We start from the raw sequence: 24010 nt of genomic DNA, 5'->3' as shown, positions 1-24010 counted from the left end.
GTTAGGCTATAAAACAATTCAACGGCTTTCACTAGAATTTTTGAAAATTTGTGAGCGATTTGGAATAACATATTCAGCAAGTATTACTACTAATGGATTTTTGTTAACATCTTCCAAATTTGAAAAATTAGTAAGAGAGTATGATGTTACTAATTTTCAGATTACTATTGATGGTGATGGAGAGAGTCATGATTCTCAACGTGTGTTAAAAAATCAAAAAGGTTCCTATGCGCGAATTTTAGACAATCTTCATAAAATGAAGGATAGTGATTTAGATTTTATTTGTAGGTTAAGATTCAATATATCGAAGGAAAATTATGACCATATGGAGTCATTTCTATTAAATGATGGTCGTTATACTCTTCGAAAATCAAATTCAAACCACGTCAACGTCGCCTTGCCGTACTCAAGTACAGCCTGCGGCTAGTTTGCTCTTTGATTTTCATTGAGTATTACTTTAAAAATGATGATAGATTTTTTCTTCTATATCATAATATTGGTAACTGGGGACAAGGAGATCGTTCTAAAGACGACTGTGTTACAGTATTTAAAAATGATATGAGTTTTGGTATTTCTAAGAAAGCAGTTGATTTGGGGTACCATCTATCTTTGCCAAGCATTGTGGTTCACAATTCCTTTTCTTGTTATGCCAATCGTTTAAATCACTATATGTTTAATGTTAGAGGTATTGTACAAGCATGTACAGTTGCTTTGTACGATAATCAAAATGTTTTTGGAAATATCAATACTGGATTGATTAACAAAGATAAAATGAAAGGATGGTTTTTATCTGTTAGAGAAGATTGTAAAACATGTCCCTTTGTTTTGATTTGTAAATCAGGCTTTTGTCCAATGGCCAAGCATATTACGGAATTAAGCTCTTCTGTGATTTGTAAGAATATGCAAGAGAAAATTCGTAAAAATCTAGCACTTTATGCTATTTCTGGATGCTATGAAGATATTTTAGATGTGAACTAGAGAGGGGTAAGCAAAAATGTCTATCAAGAAAAACAAAAAGGTTGTAAAAAACCTGAAGTTGTAAGCAATAATTGTAATATTTGTTAAGTTTATATAGTAAAAATGGAGAGGAGTGCTAGCCTCTCTCTTTTTCTAGGAGGGCATTATGAATAAAATATTTCACTATCTGGATAAGAAAACGAAGTTTTATACTATCATCGGTGCACTGGCAAATGGAGGTTTAGCTCTTGCTCAACCCTTAGTCGTCTCACAAGCCTTGTCCTTAAATCAAGAAGAACTGACTTATTCTAAAATCATACAGTTTGCTATTTTTGGCTTTACAGTATACTTCGTCTTGTATAGCTTAATGCTCTTTTGTAATCATACACATAATGTTTTTAGACGTGAAATTCAAATGAATATGAGGGCAGATTTATTTGACAAGCTGATGATAAATAAAGATTTTAACGAAGATGAAAAAATCACCATGCTCACACAAGATATGGAATATTTGGGGGATAATTACTTAGAAAAATACGTCAATATCATTTGTTGGAGCTTTGTAGCATTACTAACAGCGATTTATATTATTTCGCAAAATTTGTTACTAGGTAGTATTTTTGTCTTTTTCACTATTTTACGTCCTATTCCTCAGTTCTTGATGAATAAAAGACTCAAACATACTGGTGATGACATGGCTCAAGGCAGAGTAGAAGTTCATAATCAAGTATCTGATAGTATCCGAGGAGCACATACTCTACTCATGAACCAAGCAATTTCTGAAAATCAGAACAGATTTTGGAAGATTAATCGAAATTATCAACTAGCCATTCAAAAATTTTGCTTTACCCATAATATAATTTTCTTTTGCAACGGTTTCATGGTCTTTTTAAGCCAAGTTTTACCACTTGTTTTAGGTTTTTACTTTGCTATGGCTGGGCAGAAAGTGTCAGTGGCAAGTCTTGTTGCTATGTATATCGCAGCAGGTCAGCTAGTGAGCCCTATTCAGACTATTATGTATGATGCTGTAGATATACAAGGGGCAAAAACGACGGCAGATAAGATTTTTGGAGTATTAGAAATTGGAGATGTAAAACAGATAGATAAAAAAGATGCACAAGAATTGAATGCTCTGCACATTAAAAATTTAAGTAAATCCTATGGTGACAGACAACTTTTTACTCATCTAAATTTGGATGTTCAAGCAGGTCAGAAAGTTTTAATCAAAGGACCGAGTGGTTGTGGCAAGTCAACCTTGTTTCGACTCATTACTGGAGAAGAAATAGCAGATGAGGGAGAAATTATCGGTGTGACAACTGTTAATGAATGTACATCAAGTTTTGTATCCAGTATAGGAATTATTAGCCAACACCCATTTCTCTTTAACGATACAGTGCGTTATAATTTGACCTTAGGACAAGAATTTTCTGAGGAAGAGTTGGTTGCTGTTTTGAAACAAGTCAAACTAGATTTGGAATTGACGGGTGGAATGGATTTTATTATCAAAAATAACGGGGAGAATATTTCTGGGGGACAAAGAGTAAGGATTGAATTGGCACGTTTTCTTCTTCGTAAAAAAAATCTGTTATTGGCTGATGAAGTGACCGCAAACCTAGATGAAGAAAACGCCCTCATGGTACATGAACTACTATTTTCTCTTCCTGTTATGATGTTAGAAATTGCCCATCATATTGATGATGAAAGTAGATATCAACAAGTTGTAGATTTAGGAAAATATTGAATCTAGTTTAAAAGTCAGTTTTATCAGAAAATAAAGTAAATATTTCAGCAATAAAACACCCAGTATCAAGATTTTTCAATACATAATAATATGCGTTTTTCTGATTATATATACTTTTCCTAACTTCACTCTTCTTTCTTATCACAAGATTGTAATAGTTTACATTTTTATAACAAAACTCTCAAACTCTTACTTGTTTTTGCATCATATTATAAAATAAAAAGCATAAAAGAATAAAAGAGGTTTTGAAAATGTCCGAAAAACAAATGAAAGTTTTGGGTTGGGTAGCGACCTTCATGTCTGTTATGATGTATGTGTCTTACTTCCCACAAATTATGAATAATCTGGCTGGTCAAAAAGGAAATTTCATCCAGCCCTTGGTTGCTGCCATCAACTGTAGTCTCTGGGTTTACTACGGTCTTTTCAAGAAAGAGATATTTTCCTTGCTGCTGCCAATGCTCCAGGTATCGTTTTTGGCCTTGTGACGGCTATTACAGCTTTGATTTAAAAAGAAGACTGGTTTCAGTTTTGTTCGTTTATGAAAATAGATGCTTCATTAAAGTAATTTTTGAATGAGAGTTGAGGGAAAAAGTCCAGTGACAGCTAGCTTTAAGAGAGTCTTTTATGTTCGTCTCTATCAAAGAAAAAAGTATATCGTTACTATTTTTATAAAATTTTCTCCCTACTTTATAAGATATTAAAAAGAGTTCAATCCGAACTCTTTTTTTGCTATAATGAGGGGAGAAAAATCAGACGGGAGAATAAAATGTCAGAACCATTATTTTTACAATCAGTTATGCAAGAAAAAATCTGGGGTGGAACCAAGCTACGTGATGAGTTTGGCTACGACATCCCAAGTGAGAAAATCGGAGAATATTGGGCCATCTCAGCCCATCCAAATGGTGTCTCTAAAGTTGCTAATGGTCGCTACGAGGGAACAGATCTTGCTACTTTGTATGCGGAGCACCGTGAATTATTTGGCAATCGTCCTGAGCCTGTATTTCCGCTTTTGACTAAGATTCTGGATGCTAACGACTGGCTCAGTGTCCAAGTTCACCCAGACGATGCCTATGGACTAGAGCATGAAGGTGAGCTAGGGAAAACAGAGTGCTGGTACATCATTGCAGCGGATGAAGGTTCAGAAATTATCTACGGGCACAATGCCAAGTCAAAAGAAGAACTCCGCCAACAAATCGAAGCTAAAAACTGGGATGGTCTATTAACAAAAGTCCCTGTTAAGGCTGGAGATTTCTTCTATGTACCAAGCGGAACCATGCATGCTATTGGTGCGGGCATCTTGATTCTTGAAACCCAGCAGTCTAGCGATACTACCTATCGTGTCTATGACTTTGACCGTAAGGATGATAATGGTAACTTGCGTGAACTTCACCTTGAAAAATCAATTGATGTTTTAAACATTGGAGATCCTGCCAATAGCCGTCCTGTAACTATCAAAGCAGATGATTTACGTTCCACTCTCCTTGTATCCAATGACTTCTTCGCAGTTTACAAGTGGGAAATTACTGGAAAAGTTGACTTTGAAAAGACAGCTGACTACAGCTTGTTTAGTGTCTTGGCTGGTCAAGGTCAACTAACTGTTGACGGGAAAAACTATCCAATCCAAAAAGGTAGCCACTTTATCTTACCAAGTGATGTTGAAGCTTGGACATTGGAAGGGCAAGGTCTGGAATTGATTGTTAGCCATCCATAAAAAAGAAAGGGCCTGAGTTCATTACTCAAGTCCTTTTTGATTACATAAATTGGGCGATGAAGACCACGATGATGATGATTGGAATGATGAAACGAAGAAGGAAGAGCCAGACTTGGAAAAGTCCCTGTTTCCAGGCTCTTTCATCAAGATGGAGTTCCTCCATAGCAAGAGCCTTTTTGAAGATATAGCCTGTAAAAAGTGAAAGGCAGAGGGCTCCAAATGGCATGAGAAGATTGGAAACCAAGAAATCCATCGCGTCAAAGAAGGTCTTCCCAAAGATGTGAACATCCGCCATAACACCGTAGGAAAGGGCTGAAGGAATTCCAAAGATAAAGGTCAAGATTCCTAAAATAGCACTCCATTTAGCACGCTTGCTGTTGTCCTGATCAGTGATATTCCCCACATTGATTTCCAGCATCACGACAGAAGAAGTGACCGTCGCAAAGAGGAAGAGTAAGAGGAAAAGGATGTAGAAAATGGTTCCAAAAGGCATCTTGTCAAAGAGTTGAGGCAAGACGATAAAGAGCAGGCTTGGTCCTCCTTCAGACTGGATGTTGAAGGAGGACATGGCTGGGAAAATGGCTAGACCTGCCATGATGGATACTGAGATATTCATGGCAACAATGGAAATCCCTGACTGGACCAGATTGGTTTTCTTGTCCAAGTAGGAGGCATAGGTCAGCATGGCTGTAACCCCTAGTGAGAGGGCAAAGAAAGATTGACCCAGAGCATAGAGGAGACCAGCACTAGTTAGCTTAGAGAAGTCTGGTTTGAGGAAGTAAAGAACGCCTTCCATGGCATTTGGCAAACTGAGAGAGCGCCCGATGATGACAACAAAGATGATAAAGAGCAGGGGCATCATAACCTTAGATGCTCTTTCAATCCCTTTCTGAACACCACGTGATACAATAAAGATATTCAACAGGATAAAGGCTGCTTGAGCTCCTAGGGCAATGGCTGGATTTGAAATGATTGAAGTAAATAACTGAGCATAATCATCCGTTCCGCCAAGTTGGAACAATTTTCCAAACTCAATACCCAGATAAACCAGAATCCATCCTCCGATAACACTGTAAAATGATAAGAGGATAAAAAGGGCAAAGGCACCAATCCAACCGATAAAGTTGTACTTACTATTCTTGCCTAGTTTTCCAAAGGTTTTAATCCCAGAGACACCAGCACTACGGCCGAGGGCAAACTCAGCAAGCAGTAGGGGGAAACCGATTAGAATAGTGGAGATGAGAAAGACTAGTAAAAAGCCTCCTCCACCGTTAGCAGCAGTCATGTAGGGGAATTTCCAAACGGCACCAAGTCCGATGGCTGAACCAGCAGATGCTAGGATAAAGCCCAGTTTAGAACCCCATTGCGATTTTTCAGACATAGTTAAACTCCTAAAATTAGTATTACAAAAGAAAAAGCTACTGCCCTTGGCAAATAGCCTCATAAGTACTCAAAATGAGCTTTTCTTTTGATTGATAGACTTGACTATCCTATCATGTTTTCTAAGGTCTGTCAAGAAAACCATTTTCATGTTATGATAAAGTTAAAAAATTTCGCAAAAACGCTTGACTCTGACCTAAGGTGAGGAGTTATACTATCATTGTAAGGAGGAAATCATGTACCATATAAAAGAAGCTGCGCAGCTTTCAGGTGTTTCTGTCAAGACCCTGCACCACTACGATAAGATAGGACTCTTAGTTCCTTTAAAGTCTGAAAACGGTTATCGAATCTACAGTCAGGAGGATTTGGAACGCCTTCAGGTCATTCTTTATTACAAATATTTAGGTTTTTCTTTGGAAAAAATAGCAGAGCTATTAAAGGAAGAAAGGACAGATTTATTGCCCCATTTAACCAGACAGTTGGACTATTTGACTCGAGAAAGGCAACATCTGGATACCTTGATTTTCACCTTGCAAAAAACCATTCAAGAACAAAAAGGAGAAAGAGAAATGAGCATTCAAGATAAATTTGCTGGATTTAACTACCAAGACCATCAAAAATACCACCAAGAGGCGGTAGAGAAGTATGGACAAGAAGTTATGGATCAAGCGCTGGAGCGCCAAAAAGGTCACGAAGACGAGGCTACGGTTGTCTTTAACCAAGTCTTTCAAGCCTTGGCACAAAATCTCCAAGCTGGTCTGCCTGTAACAGCAGCCGAAAATCAAGAAGAAGCCGCTAAACTCTTGCAAGCCATTCGTACTTATGGATTTGACTGCTCTATTGAGGTATTCGGTCATATCGGTAAAGGCTACGTCTATAACCCAGAGTTTAAGGAAAACATTGACAAATTTGGACCTGGAACAGCCCAGTACACATCAGATGTCATTGCCCACTATGTCCAAACTCAGACAAAATAAAATCGGAGGAGTATTCTTCCGATTTTTACTAAATTCAAGTACTACTTGCTTAATAATTTTTCTACCACATTTAGTTTTCGCATGGTCAAATCTACATTGAAAAGTTTTTCAAGATAGTTAGTATTGAGCTTTTTTTGTTTTGCAGTTCTAGGGAGATAGAGGTAGAGACAGTGGTTACCGACACAAATTTCTTCTTCACCGTAATCAATTTTTAATTTTTCTAAAGGAAGACTTTGAATAGGTTCTTGATAAAAAATCACGTGTACACGGTCATAAAGATAGTGTTCTCCAAACGGATTTTCTTGGACAATGTTTTTAAAAATATCCTTATTCTTAATGATTATTTTGAGATCGGCTCCAATTTTTTCCTTTATTAGAGTATGAACCTGTTCTCGTATTTCTTCGAGAGCTAAGTTACTTTCAAGAATAATATTTCCACTTTGAATATAAGTTCGAACTTGTTGAAAACCAGCTTCTGTCAAGATATCTACTAGATAAGACATTTTAGGGATAGCATTTTTTCCATTAGGAGTCACTCCCCTTAGCAAGATAATATGTTCCAAAGTAGTTCCTTTCTTTTGGGGCGGATTGTTCCGTTTAGTAATGTATATTTAGATTGGGTTTGATCCCGCCACCCAGCCGGTGCAGAGGGCAGAAGTGATGTTAAAGCCACCCGTGTGGGCATTGATATCCAGTACTTCGCCAGCAAAATGGAGTCCAGGTACCAGCTTACTTTCAAGGGTTTTAGGATTGATTTCCTTAAGACTGACACCTCCTTTGGTAACAAAGGATTTAGCAAGAGACATTTTACCAGTTATAGGAATTTTAAGTCCTTTAATGGACTGGACAAGTTGTTCTCGTTCCTTTTCAGTCAATTGTTTGACTTTTTCAGGATAGTCTTGCACAAAAAATTCTGCCAAACGTTCTGGTAACAAGGTTTTTAAAGCATTTTTCAAGGATTTTTCCCGATTTTCTTCTAGAAATGCAGCCAAGTCATTTTCAGAAAGTTGAGGCAAAACATCTAGCGAGAGAACCTCCCCACCCTTGACAAAGCTAGACATACGCAGAGCAGCAGGGCCAGACAAACCAAAGTGGGTAAAAAGCAGATCGTGCGTGATGACATGTTTTCCATAGCTTAAGGTCACATCGTCTAGTGAAATCCCCTGAAGTGCTTTGTGTGGAAAATCCGTTAATAATGGACTTTCAGCAGCCTCAAGTTCGGTAATGGTGTGTTTAAAATGACGGGCAATCTCATGTCCAAAACCAGTCGAACCAGTGGAAGGATAGGATTTTCCACCAGTTGTGACAATCAGTTTATCACAAGTGAAGCTTTGGTCAGCTGATTTAAGAACAAATTGGTCATCCACCTTTTTAACCGAAACAATCTCGGTTTGAGTAGCGACTTGACCGCCTAGCTCAGTAATTTTCTTTTCCAAAGCCTCGATTATAGTTCGTGATTTGTCGCTGGCCGGAAAGACGCGGCCGTGGTCTTCGACCTTAAGTTTAACCCCATTTTCCGTAAAAAAGTTAATGATATCATGGTTATCAAATTGGGAGAAGACACTGTAGAGAAAGCGCCCATTTCCAGGGATGCCAGCTAGCAGGTCGTCCAAGCTACCATTGTTGGTCACATTGCAACGTCCCCCACCAGTCCCAGATAATTTTTTTCCAAGTTTCCGATTTTTTTCGATGAGGAGGGTTTTCTGTCCATAAAAGCTACTGGAAATTGTAGCCATCATGCCAGCAGGTCCTCCACCGATGACAATAGTATCAAAATGTTTCATAGATCTATTGTACCACAAAAAAACAAGAGATGAAGTCACCTCTTGTCAAGAATGCAATTAATCAATTTCATATCCCATCAGTAAACCGCCATCTTCTGCATAGAAACTGCAGAGACCAGATGTTGGAATGATTTTGATATTGGCTTGAGGGAAGGTTTCCAGCAAGCGTTCCGACAATTGCTGACAGAATTTTTCATTGTTGCGATGAGCCATGACAATTCGACCACCAGCATAGCCAGCCTTGATGAGCTCTTCATAGGCCGCTTGAAGGGATTTTTTTGGTCCACGCGCTTTTTGGAGCAGTTCTAGGGTTCCAGTTTCACTTGCTTCCCCAACCATACGGATGTTGAGAAGACCAACGACCGTACCGATAAGCTTGCTCAAACGGCCGTTTTTCACCAAGTTATCGACTTTGGCTAGGACAAAGAGCAACTTGGTTTTTTCTTGATAAGCTGTGATAGCTTCAACCACTTCTTCAAAAGATAGGCCCTGGTCAATCAAGTCATTTAATTTTTCTACGAGCAAGTCAACTTCACCGCCAGCAGACAAACTATCAATCACATGAATTTTAGTGTCAGGATGATCTTCCATATAAATATTCTTAGCTAGTTGAGCACTATTGTGACTGCCAGAAAGAGTACCTGTGATGGTTACTAGGAAAATGTTTTTGGCTCCTTCAAATGCTCGCAAATAATCATCTGGGCTTGGACAAGCTGATTTTGAAGCTTCTGCAGTTGCATACATGGTTTCCATCATTTGGTCAATGTCAAGACTGGCATCATCAACAAAGACCTGATCAGCTACTTGAATGGTTAAGGGAACACTTACAAAGGTCGTGTCAATAGCTGGTGTTTCCAGTTGACGATAATCACAACCAGAGTCAGCAATAATCTTCCAAGTCATAGAAATTCTCCATCTTTGTCAGTTATACATTGACAAAGGTTCTGTCTTTTTTTACAATTATATCATGAAAGCCCTTGAAACAAAAGCCTCATCCGTCTGTTGTGACAAGTAGAAAGAAAATGTTATGTCTGAACGTAGAATCTCTGAAAAATCTCTTGAAAATCTCAGAAAATCAAACCAAGAATCCAATTTATTAACCAGAGAAGCCATTGAAACAGCCCTTTTGCAACTCTTGGAAAAAAAGGACTTGACCAAGATTAGTATTTCTGAATTGGTCAAGCGTGCAGGCGTTTCGCGTGCGGCCTTTTATCGCAATTATGATTCTAAAGAGGAGATTTTAGAAAGCGTCTTCAAACGAACTGTCCACAATATCATGGAACAGCTACATCATTATGATTTAAAGACAGACCTTTATCTGGTATGGGTTCACCTTTTCCGCGAGGCAAGAAAGGAAGCCAGAGTGATTCAACTGGCCTTGGATTACCATCTGGAAAAAATCTTTGTCCAAGCCATGCAGGAATTTCTAGAAAAATACCATGGAAAATCAAAAGGTGTCAGCTCTTATCTTCATTCCTTCTGGAGCTCGGCCATTGTCTCTGTCCTCTTAAAATGGATCAAGGATGGCATGAAGGTACCTGCTGAAAAGATTGCGGATTTACGGTTACCATTTTTTAAAAAATAGAGAAATAGGAGAAAAGAGATGACAGAAAAAAGATTAGCCTGGGATGAGTATTTTGCAGCCCAAGCTCTACTAATTGCCAATCGTTCCACTTGTAAACGTGCCAAAGTGGGCGCAATTCTGGTTAAGGATAATAAGGTGATTTCCACTGGTTACAATGGTTCAGTGTCAGGAACCGAGCATTGTATTGATCACGAATGTCTGGTCATCGAAGGCCACTGTGTTCGCACCCTTCACGCTGAGGTCAATGCTATCCTTCAAGGTGCAGAACGTGGTGTTCCTAAAGGCTTTACAGCCTATGTGACCCATTTTCCTTGTCTGAACTGTACAAAACAATTGCTGCAGGTCGGATGCAAGCGTGTAGTTTACATCAACCAGTACCGAATGGATGACTATGCCCAATACCTTTATCAAGAAAAAGGGACAGAATTGACCCATTTACCACTTGAGACAGTACAGGCCGCTCTTAAAGAGGCTGATCTAATGTAAAAATTATCAAAAATAAATGGTTTAGAAAGATTTTTAAACCGTTTTTTGGTATAATAAGAAGAATAAATTGAAAGAAGGAATTCCAAAAATGGGAAAAATTGAAGTTATTAATCACCCGCTGATTCAACACAAATTGTCAATCTTGCGTCGTACAGATACTTCTACAAAAGCTTTTCGTGAGCTAGTAGATGAGATTGCAATGTTGATGGGGTATGAAGTACTTCGTGATCTTCCACTAGAAGATGTGGAAATCGAAACACCAATTACAAAAACAGTTCAAAAACAATTGGCAGGTAAGAAATTGGCCATCGTTCCAATCTTGCGCGCAGGTATCGGGATGGTTGATGGTCTCTTGAGCTTGGTTCCAGCTGCTAAAGTTGGTCACATCGGTATGTACCGTGATGAAGAAACACTTCAACCAGTTGAGTACTTGGTAAAATTGCCTGAAGATATTGACCAACGTCAAATTTTTGTAGTAGACCCAATGTTGGCAACAGGTGGATCAGCAATCTTGGCCGTTGACTCACTTAAAAAACGTGGCGCATCAAATATCAAATTTGTCTGCCTTGTATCTGCTCCAGAAGGTGTAAAAGCCCTTCAAGAAGCTCATCCAGATGTAGAAATCTTTACAGCAGCCTTGGATGAACGCTTGAACGAACACGGTTATATCGTTCCAGGTCTTGGAGATGCTGGAGACCGCTTGTTCGGTACGAAATAAGATAGAAAAGAAGATTGACTTGGAAAAGAAGTTCCAGTCACGAAAGGAGGTTGAATTTTTGTTTCTGTCTAATGAAAACAGAGCAAAAATTTGACCTTTTTTGACCAAGATATTATAATAGTCTTATCTTCAGTCATTTGACCAACAAAATTAAAACTCAAAAGGAGAAATAAATGATTCCTGTAGTTATTGAACAAACAAGCCGAGGAGAACGTTCCTACGATATTTACTCACGTCTTCTCAAAGACCGCATCATTATGCTGACAGGTCCAGTTGAAGACAATATGGCTAACTCTGTTATTGCCCAGTTGCTTTTCTTGGATGCCCAAGATAGTACAAAAGATATTTACCTTTATGTAAACACACCTGGTGGTTCTGTTTCAGCTGGTTTGGCAATCGTTGATACTATGAATTTTATCAAGGCAGATGTCCAAACCATCGTTATGGGAATGGCTGCATCTATGGGTACAGTCATCGCATCAAGTGGAGCAAAAGGCAAACGTTTCATGCTTCCAAATGCTGAGTACATGATCCACCAACCAATGGGTGGTACAGGTGGTGGTACTCAACAAACCGATATGGCGATTGCTGCAGAACACTTGCTTAAAACTCGTAATACCTTGGAAAAAATCTTGGCTGAAAATTCAGGTCAGTCAATCGAAAAAGTCCATGCGGATGCTGAACGCGATAACTGGATGAGCGCTCAAGAAACACTTGAATATGGCTTCATTGATGAAATCATGGCCAACAATTCATTAAACTAATGACTAAAGAAGGCAAACTCGACTGGGTTTGCTTTTTTTGGTATAATAGGGGGAGATTTCTTAGAAAGAGGATTTATCATGTTTGAAAAAGTCAATCGATCTGGCTTGATTATCTATCTTTACTATAATCGTGATGCAAAAAAACTGCAGGATTATGGAGATATTACCTATCATTCCAAGAAGCATCGTTACTTGCAACTTTATGTTCCAACTCAAGAAGTGGAGCAATTAGTCGGGCGCTTGAGCAAGGAAAAGTTTATAAAAAAAGTTAGAGCTTGTCACATTCAAGAGTTGGAGACGCCATTTGTTGGTAATCTTTATCGAGAAGAAAACGTTATCATTGAAAAAATCCAAGAAAAGTGTTGACAATTTTCTGATAATTCGGTATATTCTTAACATGCTATTTATTTAAGAAATAAGGAGACAAAAAAGATGAAGAAAAAATTTGCCCTATCGTTTGTGGCGCTTGCAAGTGTAGCACTTCTTGCAGCCTGTGGAGAAGTGAAGTCTGGAGCGTCAAACGCTGCTGGTAACTCAGTAGATGAAAAGACAATCAAAATCGGATTTAACTTCGAAGAAACTGGTGCCGTAGCTGCCTACGGAACATCTGAACAAAAAGGTGCCCAACTTGCCGTTGATGAAATCAATGCCGCAGGTGGTATTGATGGAAAACAAATCGAAGTAGTCGATAAAGATAACAAGTCTGAAACAGCTGAGGCTGCTTCAGTAACAACTAACCTTGTAACCCAATCTAAAGTATCAGCAATCGTAGGACCTGCGACATCTGGTGCAACTGCAGCCGCGGTAGCGAACGCTACAAAAGCAGGTGTCCCATTGATTTCGCCAAGTGCTACTCAAGATGGATTGACTAAAGGTCAAGATTATCTCTTTATCGGAACTTTCCAAGATAGCTTCCAAGGAAAAATTATCTCAAACTATGTTTCTGAAAAATTAAACGCTAAGAAAGTCGTTCTTTACACTGACAATGCTAGTGACTATGCTAAAGGTATCGCTAAATCTTTCCGTGAGTCATACAAGGGTGAAATCGTTGCAGATGAAACTTTCGTAGCAGGTGATACAGACTTCCAAGCAGCCCTTACAAAAATGAAAGGGAAAGACTTTGATGCGATCGTTCTTCCTGGTTACTACACTGAAGCTGGAAAAATTGTAAACCAAGCTCGTGGTATGGGAATTGACAAACCAATTGTTGGTGGTGATGGATTCAACGGTGAAGAGTTTGTACAACAAGCAACTGCTGAAAAAGCATCAAACATCTACTTTATCTCAGGCTTCTCAACTACTGTAGAAGTTTCAGCTAAAGCCAAAGCCTTCCTTGATGCTTATCGTGCTAAGTACAATGAAGAGCCTTCAACATTTGCAGCCTTGGCTTATGATTCAGTTTACCTTGTAGCAAACGCAGCAAAAGGTGCTAAAAACTCAGGTGAAATCAAGGATAATCTTGCTAAAACAAAAGACTTTGAAGGTGTAACTGGTAAAACAAGCTTCGATGCAGACCACAACACAGTCAAAACTGCTTACATGATGACTATGAACAATGGTAAGGTTGAAGCAGCAGAGGTTGTAAAACCATAATAGAAAAATGTTGAAATAGGGAATGAGCCTTTGACTCACTCCCTGTTTCGATGTTTAAGAACCTATCAAAAAGTGAGGGAAAACCCTCGAAATTATAAATAGAAAGAGTGAATCTTATGCTCCAACAACTAGTAAATGGTTTGATTCTAGGTAGTGTTTATGCACTGTTAGCTCTAGGGTATACCATGGTTTACGGGATTATCAAGCTCATCAACTTCGCCCATGGTGATATTTATATGATGGGAGCCTTTATCGGTTATTTCTTGATTAATTCTTTTCAAATGAATTTCTTTATAGCGCTTATTGTAGCTATGCTAGCGACAGCCATTCTTGGTGTCGTGATTGAGTTTCTTGCTTACCGACCTTTGCGCCACTCTACTCGTATTGCTGTTTTGATTACGGCTATTGGGGTTTCTTTTCTACTGGAGTATGGCATGGTCTATCTGGTTGGTGCCAATACCCGTGCCTTCCCTCAAGCGATTCAAACAGTTCGCTATGATTTGGGACCAATTAGCTTAACGAATGTACAGTTAATGATTTTGGCGATTTCCTTGATTTTGATGATTTTGTTACAAGTCATTGTCCAAAAGACTAAGATGGGGAAAGCAATGCGTGCAGTATCTGTAGATAGTGATGCGGCACAATTGATGGGGATCAATGTAAACCGTACTATCAGCTTTACCTTTGCTTTGGGTTCAGCTCTTGCGGGTGCGGCAGGTGTTCTGATTGCCCTCTATTATAACTCTCTTGAGCCTTTGATGGGGGTTACTCCAGGTCTTAAGTCTTTCGTTGCCGCAGTACTTGGTGGTATCGGAATCATTCCTGGTGCGGCTCTCGGTGGCTTTGTAATTGGTCTATTGGAAACCTTTGCGACAGCTTTTGGAATGTCAGATTTCCGTGATGCCATTGTTTATGGAATCTTGTTGTTAATCTTGATTGTCCGCCCAGCTGGTATCCTTGGTAAAAATGTGAAAGAGAAGGTGTAAACGATGAAAGAAAATTTAAAAGTTAATATTCTATGGTTACTCCTTTTGTTAGCTGGCTATGGCTTGATTAGTGTACTGGTTTCAGTCGGAGTACTTAACCTATTCTATGTACAGATTTTACAACAAATTGGAATTAATATTATTTTGGCTGTTGGTCTCAACTTAATCGTTGGTTTTTCAGGACAATTTTCACTTGGTCATGCTGGTTTCATGGCGATTGGTGCCTATGCAGCAGCTATTATTGGATCTAAATCACCAACCTACGGTGCCTTCTTTGGAGCCATGCTGGTAGGGGCTTTGCTTTCAGGAGCGGTTGCCTTGCTTGTCGGCATTCCAACCTTACGTTTGAAGGGGGACTATCTTGCGGTAGCGACTCTAGGTGTTTCTGAAATTATCCGTATCTTTATCATCAATGGTGGAAGTCTTACAAATGGTGCGGCAGGTATCTTGGGAATTCCAAACTTTACAACTTGGCAAATGGTTTACTTATTTGTCGTGATTACAACCATTGCAACCTTGAACTTCTTGCGTAGTCCAATTGGTCGTTCAACCCTCTCTGTTCGTGAGGATGAAATCGCTGCTGAGTCAGTTGGGGTTAATACGACTAAGATTAAAATCATCGCTTTCGTATTTGGTGCCATTACTGCAAGTATTGCAGGATCACTTCAGGCAGGATTTATCGGTTCAGTTGTACCAAAAGATTACACCTTTATCAACTCAATCAACGTTTTGATCATTGTAGTATTTGGTGGACTTGGTTCTATTACAGGTGCTATTGTTTCAGCGATTGTTCTGGGAATTTTGAATATGCTTCTCCAAGATGTTGCTAGCGTGCGTATGATTATTTATGCTTTGGCCTTGGTATTGGTAATGATTTTCAGACCAGGTGGACTCCTTGGAACATGGGAATTGAGCCTATCACGTTTCTTTAAAAAATCTAAGAAGGAGGAACAAAACTAATGGCATTACTTGAAGTAAAACAGTTAACCAAACATTTTGGCGGTCTAACAGCTGTTGGAGATGTGACTCTTGAATTGAACGAAGGGGAATTGGTTGGACTAATCGGTCCAAACGGAGCTGGTAAAACCACTCTTTTCAACCTCTTGACGGGTGTTTATGAACCAAGTGAGGGAACAGTTACCCTTGATGGTCATCTTTTGAATGGAAAGGCACCTTATAAGATTGCTTCTTTGGGACTTGGACGTACTTTTCAAAATATCCGTCTTTTTAAAGATTTAACCGTTTTGGACAATGTTTTGATTGCCTTTGGCAACCATCACAAGCAACATGTTTTTGCTAGTTTCTTACGCTTACCAGTTTTTTACAAGAGTGAAAAAGAATTAAAGGCTAAAGCTTTGGAATTGCTGAAAATCTTTGATTTAGATGGTGATGCAGAAACTCTTGCTAAAAATCTTGCCTACGGACAACAACGTCGTTTGGAAATTGTTCGTGCCCTCGCTACAGAACCTAAAATTCTCTTTTTAGATGAACCAGCCGCAGGTATGAACCCGCAGGAGACAGCTGAATTGACTGAGTTAATTCGTCGTATCAAAGATGAATTTAAGATTACGATCATGCTGATTGAACACGATATGAATCTGGTTATGGAAGTAACAGAACGTATCTACGTACTTGAATACGGTCGTTTGATTGCTCAGGGAACTCCAGACGAAATTAAGACCAATAAACGTGTTATTGAAGCTTATCTAGGAGGTGAAGCCTAATGTCTATGTTAAAAGTTGATAATCTTTCTGTGCATTACGGCATGATCCAAGCAGTCCGTGATGTAAGCTTTGAAGTTAATGAAGGAGAAGTTGTTTCCCTTATCGGTGCCAATGGTGCTGGTAAGACAACTATTCTCCGTACTTTGTCAGGTCTAGTTCGACCAAGCTCAGGAAAGATTGAATTTTTAGGTCAAGAAATCCAAAAAATGCCAGCTCAAAAAATCGTGGCAGGTGGACTTTCACAAGTACCAGAAGGACGCCACGTCTTCCCTGGATTGACAGTTATGGAAAATCTAGAAATGGGTGCTTTCTTAAAGAAAAATCGTGAAGAAAATCAAGCTAACTTGAAGAAGGTCTTTTCACGTTTCCCACGTCTTGAAGAACGCAAGAACCAAGATGCAGCTACTCTTTCAGGAGGGGAACAACAAATGCTTGCCATGGGACGTGCTCTTATGTCAACACCAAAACTTCTTCTTTTAGATGAACCATCAATGGGACTTGCCCCAATCTTTATCCAAGAGATTTTTGATATTATTCAAGATATCCAGAAACAAGGGACAACCGTCCTATTGATTGAACAAAATGCCAATAAGGCACTCGCAATCTCTGACCGAGGCTATGTACTGGAAACAGGAAAAATCGTCCTATCAGGAACAGGAAAAGAACTCGCCTCATCAGAAGAAGTCAGAAAAGCATATCTAGGTGGCTAAACTAGTCTGGGAGACTAGTTTAGGTTGCAAATGAAGATTACGAAGTAATCATCATTATAGTCCTGGGGACCTTTTTAGTCGGCAGATAGAGACTGTGAAGCAATTCTCATCTGCACTGGAAGGTTAGCTCCTAATCATTGAAATAGAATAGAATGAAACGTATCTTACCTTCATTCAGAGAGCTCGATTTTAGAGCTCTTTTTGCTAGCTTATTCATACTTTTCTGAATTTTGAAAAAGAAATGTAAGCGTTTGATAGATTTACAAAAAGATTGTATAATAGGGATAAGAATAGAAAAGGAGAAGTCTCATGGCAGTTAAAGATTTTATGACCCGCAAGGTAGTTTATATTAGTCCAGATACAACAGTATCTCATGCAGCAGATTTGATGAGAGAGCAAGGATTACACCGCTTGCCTGTTATCGAAAATGATCAATTGGTTGGTTTGGTAACCGAGGGAACCATTGCCCAAGCTAGTCCATCAAAAGCAACAAGTCTTTCTATCTATGAGATGAATTATCTTCTAAATAAGACAAAAGTAAAAGATGTTATGATTCGTGATGTTGTCACTGTTTCAGGCTATGCGAGTCTAGAAGATGCAACTTATTTGATGTTGAAAAACAAGATTGGTATTCTTCCTGTAGTAGATAATCATCAAGTCTACGGAGTAATTACTGATCGTGACGTTTTCCAAGCCTTTCTTGAAATTGCTGGTTACGGTGAAGAAGGAATTCGTGTGCGCTTTGTTACGGAAAATGAAGTCGGCGTTCTCGGTAAGATTGTTTCTCTAATCGTTGAAGAAAATTTGAATATCTCTCATACAGTAAATATCCCACGTAAGGATGGTAAGGTGATTATTGAAGTTCAAATTGATGGCTCAGTTGATTTAACAGCCTTAAAGCAAAAATTTGAAGCTGAAAATATTCAAGTGGAAGAGATCAGTCGTACTTCTGCGAAAGTTTTATAAGGAGGGAGGTTGGGCAAAAACTCGCTTCTAAATAAAACCACACAGTGATTCCAGTCTTGAATCCAATCAAGCTGAAAGAAACACTGTGTGGTTTTTGAATAGTGGATGTTTTAGAGGCTAGATTCTTGGCCAATTTATACTCTTCGAAAATCTCTTCAAACCTCGTCAACGTCGCCTTATCTTACTCAAGTATAGCCTGTGGCTAGTTTGCTCTTTGATTCTCATTGAGTATTAGTGATATTCATGATCATGAAGATGAATCCTATCTCTGTTGCGACAGCTTGTTTACCTCTGACATGCACTCTGCGCAAGCCAAAAATATAGTAAACTGAACCAAAAATAGTACATAATGTGGTATAATCTTCTTATGGCCTATTCAATAGATTTTCGTAAAAAAGTTCTCTCTTATTGTGAGCGAACTGGTAGTATAACAGAAGCATCACACATTTTCCAAATCTCACGTAATACCATTTATGGCTGGTTAAAGCTAAAAGAGAAAACAGGAGAATTAAACCATCAAGTAAAAGGAACAAAACCAAGAAAGGTTGATAGAGATAGACTTAAAAACTATCTTACTGACAATCCAGACGCTTATTTGACTGAAATAGCTTCTGAATTTGACTGTCATCCAACTACTATCCACTATGCTCTCAAAGCTATGGGCTACACTCGAAAAAAAGAACCACACCTACTATGAACAAGACCCAGAAAAAGTAGCTTTATTTCTTAAAAATTTTAATAGTTTAAAGCATCTAGCACTTGTTTATATTGACGAAACGGGAATCGATCTCTACCTCTATCGTCCTTATGCACGGGCTCCTAGAGGGGAGAAAGTCTATGAAAAGATTAGCGGACGGCGTTTTGAGCGGACTTCAATTGTTGCAGGACAAGTAGATGGTGAGTTTATAGCTCCCATGATTTATAAGGAGAGCATGACGAGTGACTTCTTTGTGGAGTGGTTCAAAACGCAACTCCTGCCTGCTTTGAAGACACCTCATGTCATTGTCATGGACAATGCTAGTTTTCATCCCAAGAACATTTTGGATGAACTTTGCATTCAAGATAAACACTTTTTTTTACCTCTACCACCTTATTCACCAGATTTGAATCCTATTGAGCAAGCGTGGGCTATATTGAAAAAGAAAGTGACGGATTTATTAAGGGAAGTCTCAAATATTTTTGAATGTTTGGAGTGCTTTTTTAAAACTAAATGACTATATAAAAAACGAGCATTTCCGTAGTTGGAGATGCTCGTTTTTTGATAGTTAGAAGTGGGTTTTTGCCCAGCCTCTTTTATCGTTTGTAAAATTCATGGTATAATATGTATAAATATCGCTAAGGGTATCCTTAGTCTATTGCTTACACAATGAGTAAGGGACTATTATCCCAGTCTCTTGGTAATTCTTAAACAATACCTTGTGCAATCATAGCATTTGCTACATTTTCAAAGGCAGCAATGTTAGCTCCTGCGAGGTAGTCTTTATCAAGACCATATGTTTCTGAAGTTGTTTTAGCTGTGTTGAAGATGTTTGTCATGATATCTTTGAGACGTCCATCAACTTCTTCACGAGTCCATGAGAGGCGAAGGCTGTTTTGACTCATTTCGAGGGCTGAAACGGCTACACCACCAGCGTTGGCAGCTTTGGCAGGTCCGTAGAAGATACCATTTTCTTTGTAAACTTTGATGGCATCAAGGTCGCTTGGCATGTTGGCACCTTCAGATACACAGATAACGCCTTGAGCAACCAAACGTTTAGCTGCTTCACCGTTAATTTCGTTTTGAGTAGCACATGGAAGCGCAATGTCATAGTTTCCAGCGTAAGTCCATACAGAACCTTCGTGGTAGCTTGCAGTTGCTTTTTCAGCAGCATACTCAGTCAAGCGAGCACGACGTTTTTCTTTAACATCTACTAAAAGATCGAAGTCGATACCGTTTTCATCGATGACATAACCATTTGAGTCAGATACAGAGATAACAGTTGCACCAAGTTCAGTCGCTTTTTGAAGAGCGTATTGAGCTACGTTTCCAGAACCTGAAATAACCACTTTCTTACCAGCAAAGCTATTATCGTTTGCTTTAAGCATTTCTTCAGTGTAGTAAACCAAACCGTAACCAGTTGCTTCTGGACGAATCAAGCTACCACCAAATCCAAGAGGTTTACCAGTCAAGACACCAGCATCAAATTGGTTAAGGCGTTTGTATTGACCGTAAAGGTAACCAATTTCACGTCCACCAACACCGATATCACCAGCAGGTACGTCAAGTGATGGTCCGATGTGTTTTTGCAATTCAGTCATGAAGCTTTGGCAGAAACGCATCACTTCAGCATCTGTTTTACCTTTAGGATCGAAGTCTGATCCACCTTTTCCTCCACCGATTGGAAGTCCAGTCAAGACGTTTTTAAAGATTTGTTCAAATCCGAGGAATTTCAAAATCCCTTGGTTTACAGTTGGGTGGAAACGAAGTCCGCCTTTGTATGGTCCAACAGCTGAGTTGAATTGAACACGGTAACCACGGTTTACTTGAATTTTTCCATTACGGTCAACCCAAGGAACACGGAAAGAAATCACGCGCTCTGGCTCAGTAATGCGTGCCAAGATATTTTCTTCGATATACTCAGGATGTTTTTCAAATACAGGTTCCAAAGTGTTGAAAAATTCTTCAACAGCTTGGAGGAATTCAGCCTCGTGCCCGTTACGAGCTTTTACAGTTTCAAACACGCTTTGGATATATTCTTTAGCAGATGTCATATTGTTCTCCTTAAATTCTAATTTAATTATGTGTGTCATTATAGCAGAATTTTTTTTAACTGTAAAGAGAAAAACAAAAATTTTCTAAAAATTCTATCAATTTGGTTCAGATTTTTCTTTAATTCATAAAATACGAACCTTTTTCTTGGAAATATCTTTCTCAAAGAGAAAATATGAAAATATGGTATAATATTAGCAATAAAAGGAATCTGGAGGATTAGAATCATGGTATCAACGAAAACACAAATTGCTGGTTTTGAGTTTGACAATTGTTTGATGAATGCAGCAGGTGTGGCTTGTATGACGATAGAGGAGTTAGAAGGAGTTAAAAACTCAGCAGCGGGAACCTTTGTCACTAAGACAGCGACCTTGGACTTTCGTCAGGGAAATCCTGAGCCACGATACCAAGATGTTCCACTTGGTTCTATCAACTCTATGGGCTTGCCAAATAATGGCTTAGACTATTATTTGGACTATCTTTTGGATTTACAGGAAAAAGAGCCAAACCGAACTTTCTTCCTATCTCTAGTTGGAATGTCTCCAGAGGAAACCCATACTATCTTGAAAAAAGTCCAAGAGAGTGACTTTCGTGGTCTGATTGAGCTAAATCTTTCCTGCCCAAATGTTCCAGGAAAACCTCAGATTGCCTATGATTTTGAGACAACTGACCGAATCTTGGCAGAAGTATTTGCCTACTTTACCAAACCTCTTGGAATTAAATTGCCACCATATTTTGACATTGTTCACTTTGACCAGGCAGCAGCGATTTTCAACAAATACCCGCTCAAGTTTGTCAACTGCGTTAACTCTATCGGAAACGGCCTCTATATAGAAGACGAGTCGGTCGTGATTCGTCCTAAGAATGGTTTTGGTGGGATTGGTGGAGAGTATATCAAGCCGACTGCTCTAGCTAATGTTCACGCCTTCTATCAACGCTTAAATCCTCAAATCCAAATCATTGGAACAGGTGGCGTTCTGACTGGTCGAGATGCCTTTGAACATATCCTCTGTGGAGCTAGTATGGTACAGGTAGGTACTACCCTTCACAAAGAAGGCGTCGGTGCTTTTGAACGTATTACCAATGAACTAAAAGCAATCATGACGGAAAAAGGGTACGAGAGCCTAGAAGATTTCCGTGGGAAATTGCGCTATATTGACTAAATGAACCAAAAAATCAGAAGAAAGGAGAGAAGATGCTAGCCATTGAAGAAAGTCAGAAGTTGACTTTAGCAAATTTACCGAGTCTGAGCCTATTTACAGGAACAGATCAGGGTCAGTTTGAAGTTATGAAAAGTCAAGTGCTGAAACAGATTGGTTATGATTCTGCAGACCTCAACTTAGCCTACTTTGATATGAAAGAAGTGGTCTATAAGGAAGTGGAACTGGAATTGGTCAGCCTTCCTTTCTTTGCGGATGAGAAAATCGTGATATTAGACCATTTTGTCGATATCACAACTGCTAAAAAGCGCTTTTTGACAGATGATGAGCTCAAGTCATTTGAAGAATATCTTGACAATCCTTCGCCAACAACCAAGTTGTTGATCTTTGCGGAAGGAAAACTTGATAGCAAGAGACGGTTGGTCAAATTACTTAAGCGTGATGCCAAGGTTTTTGATGCAGTAGAAGCCAAAGAACAAGAATTGCGCCAGTATTTCCAAAAGTGGAGCCAGAAACAAGGTCTGCAGTTTGCTAATAATTCTTTTGAAAATCTCCTCATCAAGTCTGGTTTTCAATTTAGTGAAATCCAGAAAAATCTCCTCTTTTTACAGTCCTATAAGGCAGATTCTGTTATCGAGGAAGAGGATATTGTCAATGCTATTCCCAAGACTTTACAGGACAATATTTTTGATTTAACTCAGTATATTCTGACTAAAAAGATGGATCAGGCACGTGACTTGGTTAGAGATTTGACCTTGCAAGGGGAAGACGAAATCAAGTTGATTGCAGTCATGTTAGGACAATTTCGGACTTTTACTCAGGTGAAGATTTTGGCGGAGTCTGGGCAAACAGAAGCGCAGATTGCAAGTAGTCTAGGTGGCTATCTAGGACGCACTCCTAATCTCTATCAAATTAAGTTTGCGCTGAGAGATTCGCGAGGACTTTCCTTGAGCTTTCTGAAGCAAGCTATTTCTTATTTGATTGAGACTGACTATCAGATTAAAACAGGTCTTTATGAAAAAGGTTTCCTTTTTGAAAAGGCACTCCTACAGATTGCTAGTCAGATCAATTGATATAATAGATTGAAACTGGAATAGTACACTACGGATGCTAAAACATTTCTAGAAATTAATTTTATTTTGATAATTAATTTGTTCAAATCTTATTTCAACATACGATACTATCTGAAAAAATTTTAGCCCGCGTCAGGATTATCTTGTTGTGGGTTTCTTGCTGATTTGCTTGTTTTATTAGAAAGTATTTCAGTGATTTCTTCATCTATAAGCAAAAAACTTGAAAAAAGTGAATGTTTGCGTTATCATTTTCATATAGAAAGAAAAAGAGGTATTACAGATGGCTATTATCTTACCAGATCTTCCATATGCATACGACGCTTTGGAACCATACATTGATGCGGAAACAATGCACTTGCACCATGACAAACACCATCAAACTTATGTCAACAATGCTAATGCAGCTCTTGAAAAACACCCTGAAATCGGTGAAGACCTTGAAGCCTTGCTTGCTGATGTAGAATCTATCCCAGCTGATATCCGTCAAGCACTTATTAACAACGGTGGTGGACACTTGAACCACGCTCTTTTCTGGGAATTGATGACTCCTGAGAAAACAGCTCCATCAGCAGAACTTGCAGCAGCAATCGATGCAACATTTGGTTCATTTGAAGAATTCCAAGCAGCCTTCACTGCAGCAGCAACAACTCGTTTTGGTTCTGGCTGGGCATGGTTGGTTGTCAACAAAGAAGGTAAACTTGAAGTGACTTCAACAGCAAATCAAGACACACCAATCTCAGAAGGTAAAAAACCAATCTTGGGCTTGGACGTTTGGGAACATGCTTACTACGTGAAATACCGCAACGTGCGTCCTGACTACATCAAAGCTTTCTTCTCAGTGATCAACTGGAACAAAGTAGATGAATTGTACGCAGCTGCTAAATAATGATAGTTGGAGGGAAGAATGGTTCTTCTCTTTTTTAGGTTATATGATTTTTGTCTGACA

General features: G+C 39.0%; 24 protein-coding genes and 2 pseudogenes. 20 read left to right on the top strand and 6 right to left on the bottom strand.

Annotated features, from left to right (window positions below):
* The first annotated feature begins 435 nt into the window (after positions 1-435).
* The 4 genes and pseudogenes from SK629_RS12655 (at position 436) to manA (ending at position 4409) form a co-directional block, all read left to right on the top strand.
* Complete coding sequence (locus tag SK629_RS12655) at positions 436-978, top strand: SPASM domain-containing protein (RefSeq protein ID WP_235219616.1); 543 nt, start codon at positions 436-438, stop codon at positions 976-978.
* 145 nt (positions 979-1123) lie between these two features.
* The gene (locus SK629_RS07190) at positions 1124-2698 is read left to right on the top strand and encodes an ATP-binding cassette domain-containing protein (RefSeq protein ID WP_042901233.1); all 1575 of its coding nucleotides are present in this window, start codon (positions 1124-1126) and stop codon (positions 2696-2698) included.
* A 251-nt stretch (positions 2699-2949) separates the two neighbouring features.
* Positions 2950-3206, top strand: a pseudogene (locus SK629_RS07185) (SemiSWEET family transporter).
* 258 nt (positions 3207-3464) lie between these two features.
* Positions 3465-4409, top strand: coding sequence for a mannose-6-phosphate isomerase, class I (gene manA, locus SK629_RS07180; protein WP_042901231.1), 945 nt, complete (start codon positions 3465-3467; stop codon positions 4407-4409).
* A gap of 40 nt (positions 4410-4449) precedes the next feature.
* Here the strand turns inward: manA and SK629_RS07175 are convergent, their stop codons facing one another.
* Positions 4450-5790 carry a sodium-dependent transporter gene (locus SK629_RS07175; RefSeq protein ID WP_042901230.1) on the bottom strand — a complete coding sequence of 447 codons (1341 nt, stop codon included), beginning with the start codon at positions 5788-5790 and terminating at the stop codon, positions 4450-4452.
* A gap of 235 nt (positions 5791-6025) precedes the next feature.
* Between SK629_RS07175 and SK629_RS07170 the strand changes: the two genes are divergently transcribed.
* A complete protein-coding gene (locus SK629_RS07170; protein WP_042901228.1) occupies positions 6026-6766 on the top strand; it encodes a MerR family transcriptional regulator in 741 nt (246 codons plus the stop codon).
* A gap of 41 nt (positions 6767-6807) precedes the next feature.
* Here SK629_RS07170 and SK629_RS07165 read toward each other — a convergent pair whose 3' ends face one another.
* The 3 genes from SK629_RS07165 to SK629_RS07155 are packed head-to-tail and all read right to left on the bottom strand — an operon-like array spanning position 6808 to position 9453.
* Positions 6808-7329: a DUF1697 domain-containing protein gene (locus tag SK629_RS07165; RefSeq protein WP_042901226.1), complete on the bottom strand. Its 522-nt coding sequence runs from the start codon at positions 7327-7329 to the stop codon at positions 6808-6810.
* A 48-nt stretch (positions 7330-7377) separates the two neighbouring features.
* Entirely contained in the window at positions 7378-8550 is a 1173-nt protein-coding gene (locus SK629_RS07160) for an NAD(P)/FAD-dependent oxidoreductase (protein ID WP_042901225.1), read from the bottom strand.
* A gap of 57 nt (positions 8551-8607) precedes the next feature.
* A complete protein-coding gene (locus SK629_RS07155) occupies positions 8608-9453 on the bottom strand; it encodes a DegV family protein (RefSeq protein ID WP_042901223.1) in 846 nt (281 codons plus the stop codon).
* 124 nt (positions 9454-9577) lie between these two features.
* Between SK629_RS07155 and SK629_RS07150 the strand changes: the two genes are divergently transcribed.
* The 11 genes from SK629_RS07150 to SK629_RS07100 all read left to right on the top strand — a co-directional run bounded on the left by SK629_RS07150 (position 9578) and on the right by SK629_RS07100 (position 18082).
* Complete coding sequence (locus tag SK629_RS07150) at positions 9578-10135, top strand: TetR/AcrR family transcriptional regulator (RefSeq protein ID WP_000004136.1); 558 nt, start codon at positions 9578-9580, stop codon at positions 10133-10135.
* An 18-nt stretch (positions 10136-10153) separates the two neighbouring features.
* On the top strand, positions 10154-10621 hold the full coding sequence (locus SK629_RS07145) for a deoxycytidylate deaminase (RefSeq protein ID WP_000136973.1): 468 nt from the start codon (positions 10154-10156) through the stop codon (positions 10619-10621).
* An 88-nt stretch (positions 10622-10709) separates the two neighbouring features.
* Positions 10710-11339: a uracil phosphoribosyltransferase gene (gene upp / locus SK629_RS07140; RefSeq protein ID WP_000515974.1), complete on the top strand. Its 630-nt coding sequence runs from the start codon at positions 10710-10712 to the stop codon at positions 11337-11339.
* Positions 11340-11512: 173 nt separating this feature from the next.
* Positions 11513-12103 (top strand): ATP-dependent Clp protease proteolytic subunit ClpP, encoded by a 591-nt coding sequence (gene clpP, locus SK629_RS07135; protein ID WP_000613475.1) that lies wholly within the window; start codon positions 11513-11515, stop codon positions 12101-12103.
* Positions 12104-12181: 78 nt separating this feature from the next.
* Positions 12182-12469, top strand: coding sequence for a YlbG family protein (locus tag SK629_RS07130; RefSeq protein ID WP_042901221.1), 288 nt, complete (start codon positions 12182-12184; stop codon positions 12467-12469).
* Between the two features lie 66 nt (positions 12470-12535).
* Positions 12536-13696, top strand: a complete 1161-nt coding sequence (locus tag SK629_RS07125; protein ID WP_042901220.1) for an ABC transporter substrate-binding protein — start codon at positions 12536-12538, stop codon at positions 13694-13696.
* 116 nt (positions 13697-13812) lie between these two features.
* Positions 13813-14682, top strand: a complete 870-nt coding sequence (locus SK629_RS07120) for a branched-chain amino acid ABC transporter permease (RefSeq protein ID WP_042901218.1) — start codon at positions 13813-13815, stop codon at positions 14680-14682.
* A gap of 3 nt (positions 14683-14685) precedes the next feature.
* On the top strand, positions 14686-15642 hold the full coding sequence (locus SK629_RS07115) for a branched-chain amino acid ABC transporter permease (RefSeq protein WP_042901217.1): 957 nt from the start codon (positions 14686-14688) through the stop codon (positions 15640-15642).
* Positions 15642-16406, top strand: a complete 765-nt coding sequence (locus SK629_RS07110; RefSeq protein ID WP_042901215.1) for an ABC transporter ATP-binding protein — start codon at positions 15642-15644, stop codon at positions 16404-16406. The genes SK629_RS07115 and SK629_RS07110 overlap by 1 nt, the downstream gene beginning before the upstream one ends.
* Positions 16406-17116, top strand: a complete 711-nt coding sequence (locus SK629_RS07105; protein ID WP_000062200.1) for an ABC transporter ATP-binding protein — start codon at positions 16406-16408, stop codon at positions 17114-17116. The genes SK629_RS07110 and SK629_RS07105 overlap by 1 nt, the downstream gene beginning before the upstream one ends.
* Positions 17117-17425: 309 nt before the next feature.
* Entirely contained in the window at positions 17426-18082 is a 657-nt protein-coding gene (locus SK629_RS07100; RefSeq protein WP_042901214.1) for a CBS domain-containing protein, read from the top strand.
* Here SK629_RS07100 and SK629_RS12650 read toward each other — a convergent pair.
* Positions 18054-18423, bottom strand: a pseudogene (locus SK629_RS12650) (hypothetical protein); the annotation flags it as partial. The gene SK629_RS07100 and the pseudogene SK629_RS12650 sit on opposite strands and share 29 nt — an antisense overlap.
* A gap of 26 nt (positions 18424-18449) precedes the next feature.
* Here SK629_RS12650 and SK629_RS11615 point away from each other — a divergent pair.
* Positions 18450-19296, top strand: a protein-coding gene (locus SK629_RS11615) for an IS630 family transposase (protein WP_152639374.1) whose coding sequence is annotated in 2 segments (ribosomal slippage) — positions 18450-18769 and positions 18768-19296 — 849 coding nt in all. Because the reading frame shifts where the segments join, the coding sequence is not laid out codon by codon here.
* 190 nt (positions 19297-19486) lie between these two features.
* On the opposite strand, the gene gdhA is transcribed toward SK629_RS11615, so the two are convergent.
* The gene (gene gdhA, locus SK629_RS07085; RefSeq protein ID WP_042901212.1) at positions 19487-20833 is read right to left on the bottom strand and encodes an NADP-specific glutamate dehydrogenase; all 1347 of its coding nucleotides are present in this window, start codon (positions 20831-20833) and stop codon (positions 19487-19489) included.
* Between the two features lie 225 nt (positions 20834-21058).
* On the opposite strand from gdhA, the gene SK629_RS07080 reads away from it, so the two are divergent.
* The 3 genes from SK629_RS07080 (at position 21059) to sodA (ending at position 23950) form a co-directional block, all read left to right on the top strand.
* Entirely contained in the window at positions 21059-21994 is a 936-nt protein-coding gene (locus SK629_RS07080; RefSeq protein WP_042901211.1) for a dihydroorotate oxidase, read from the top strand.
* Between the two features lie 32 nt (positions 21995-22026).
* On the top strand, positions 22027-23064 hold the full coding sequence (holA, locus tag SK629_RS07075; RefSeq protein WP_042901210.1) for a DNA polymerase III subunit delta: 1038 nt from the start codon (positions 22027-22029) through the stop codon (positions 23062-23064).
* A 280-nt stretch (positions 23065-23344) separates the two neighbouring features.
* Positions 23345-23950, top strand: coding sequence for a superoxide dismutase SodA (sodA, locus tag SK629_RS07070; protein ID WP_000974733.1), 606 nt, complete (start codon positions 23345-23347; stop codon positions 23948-23950).
* The last annotated feature ends 60 nt before the right edge of the window (positions 23951-24010 follow it).

The organism is Streptococcus mitis, from assembly GCF_000722695.1.
Taxonomy (GTDB): Bacteria; Bacillota; Bacilli; order Lactobacillales; family Streptococcaceae; genus Streptococcus; species Streptococcus mitis_O.
This window is presented reverse-complemented; position numbering and strand designations above follow the sequence as displayed.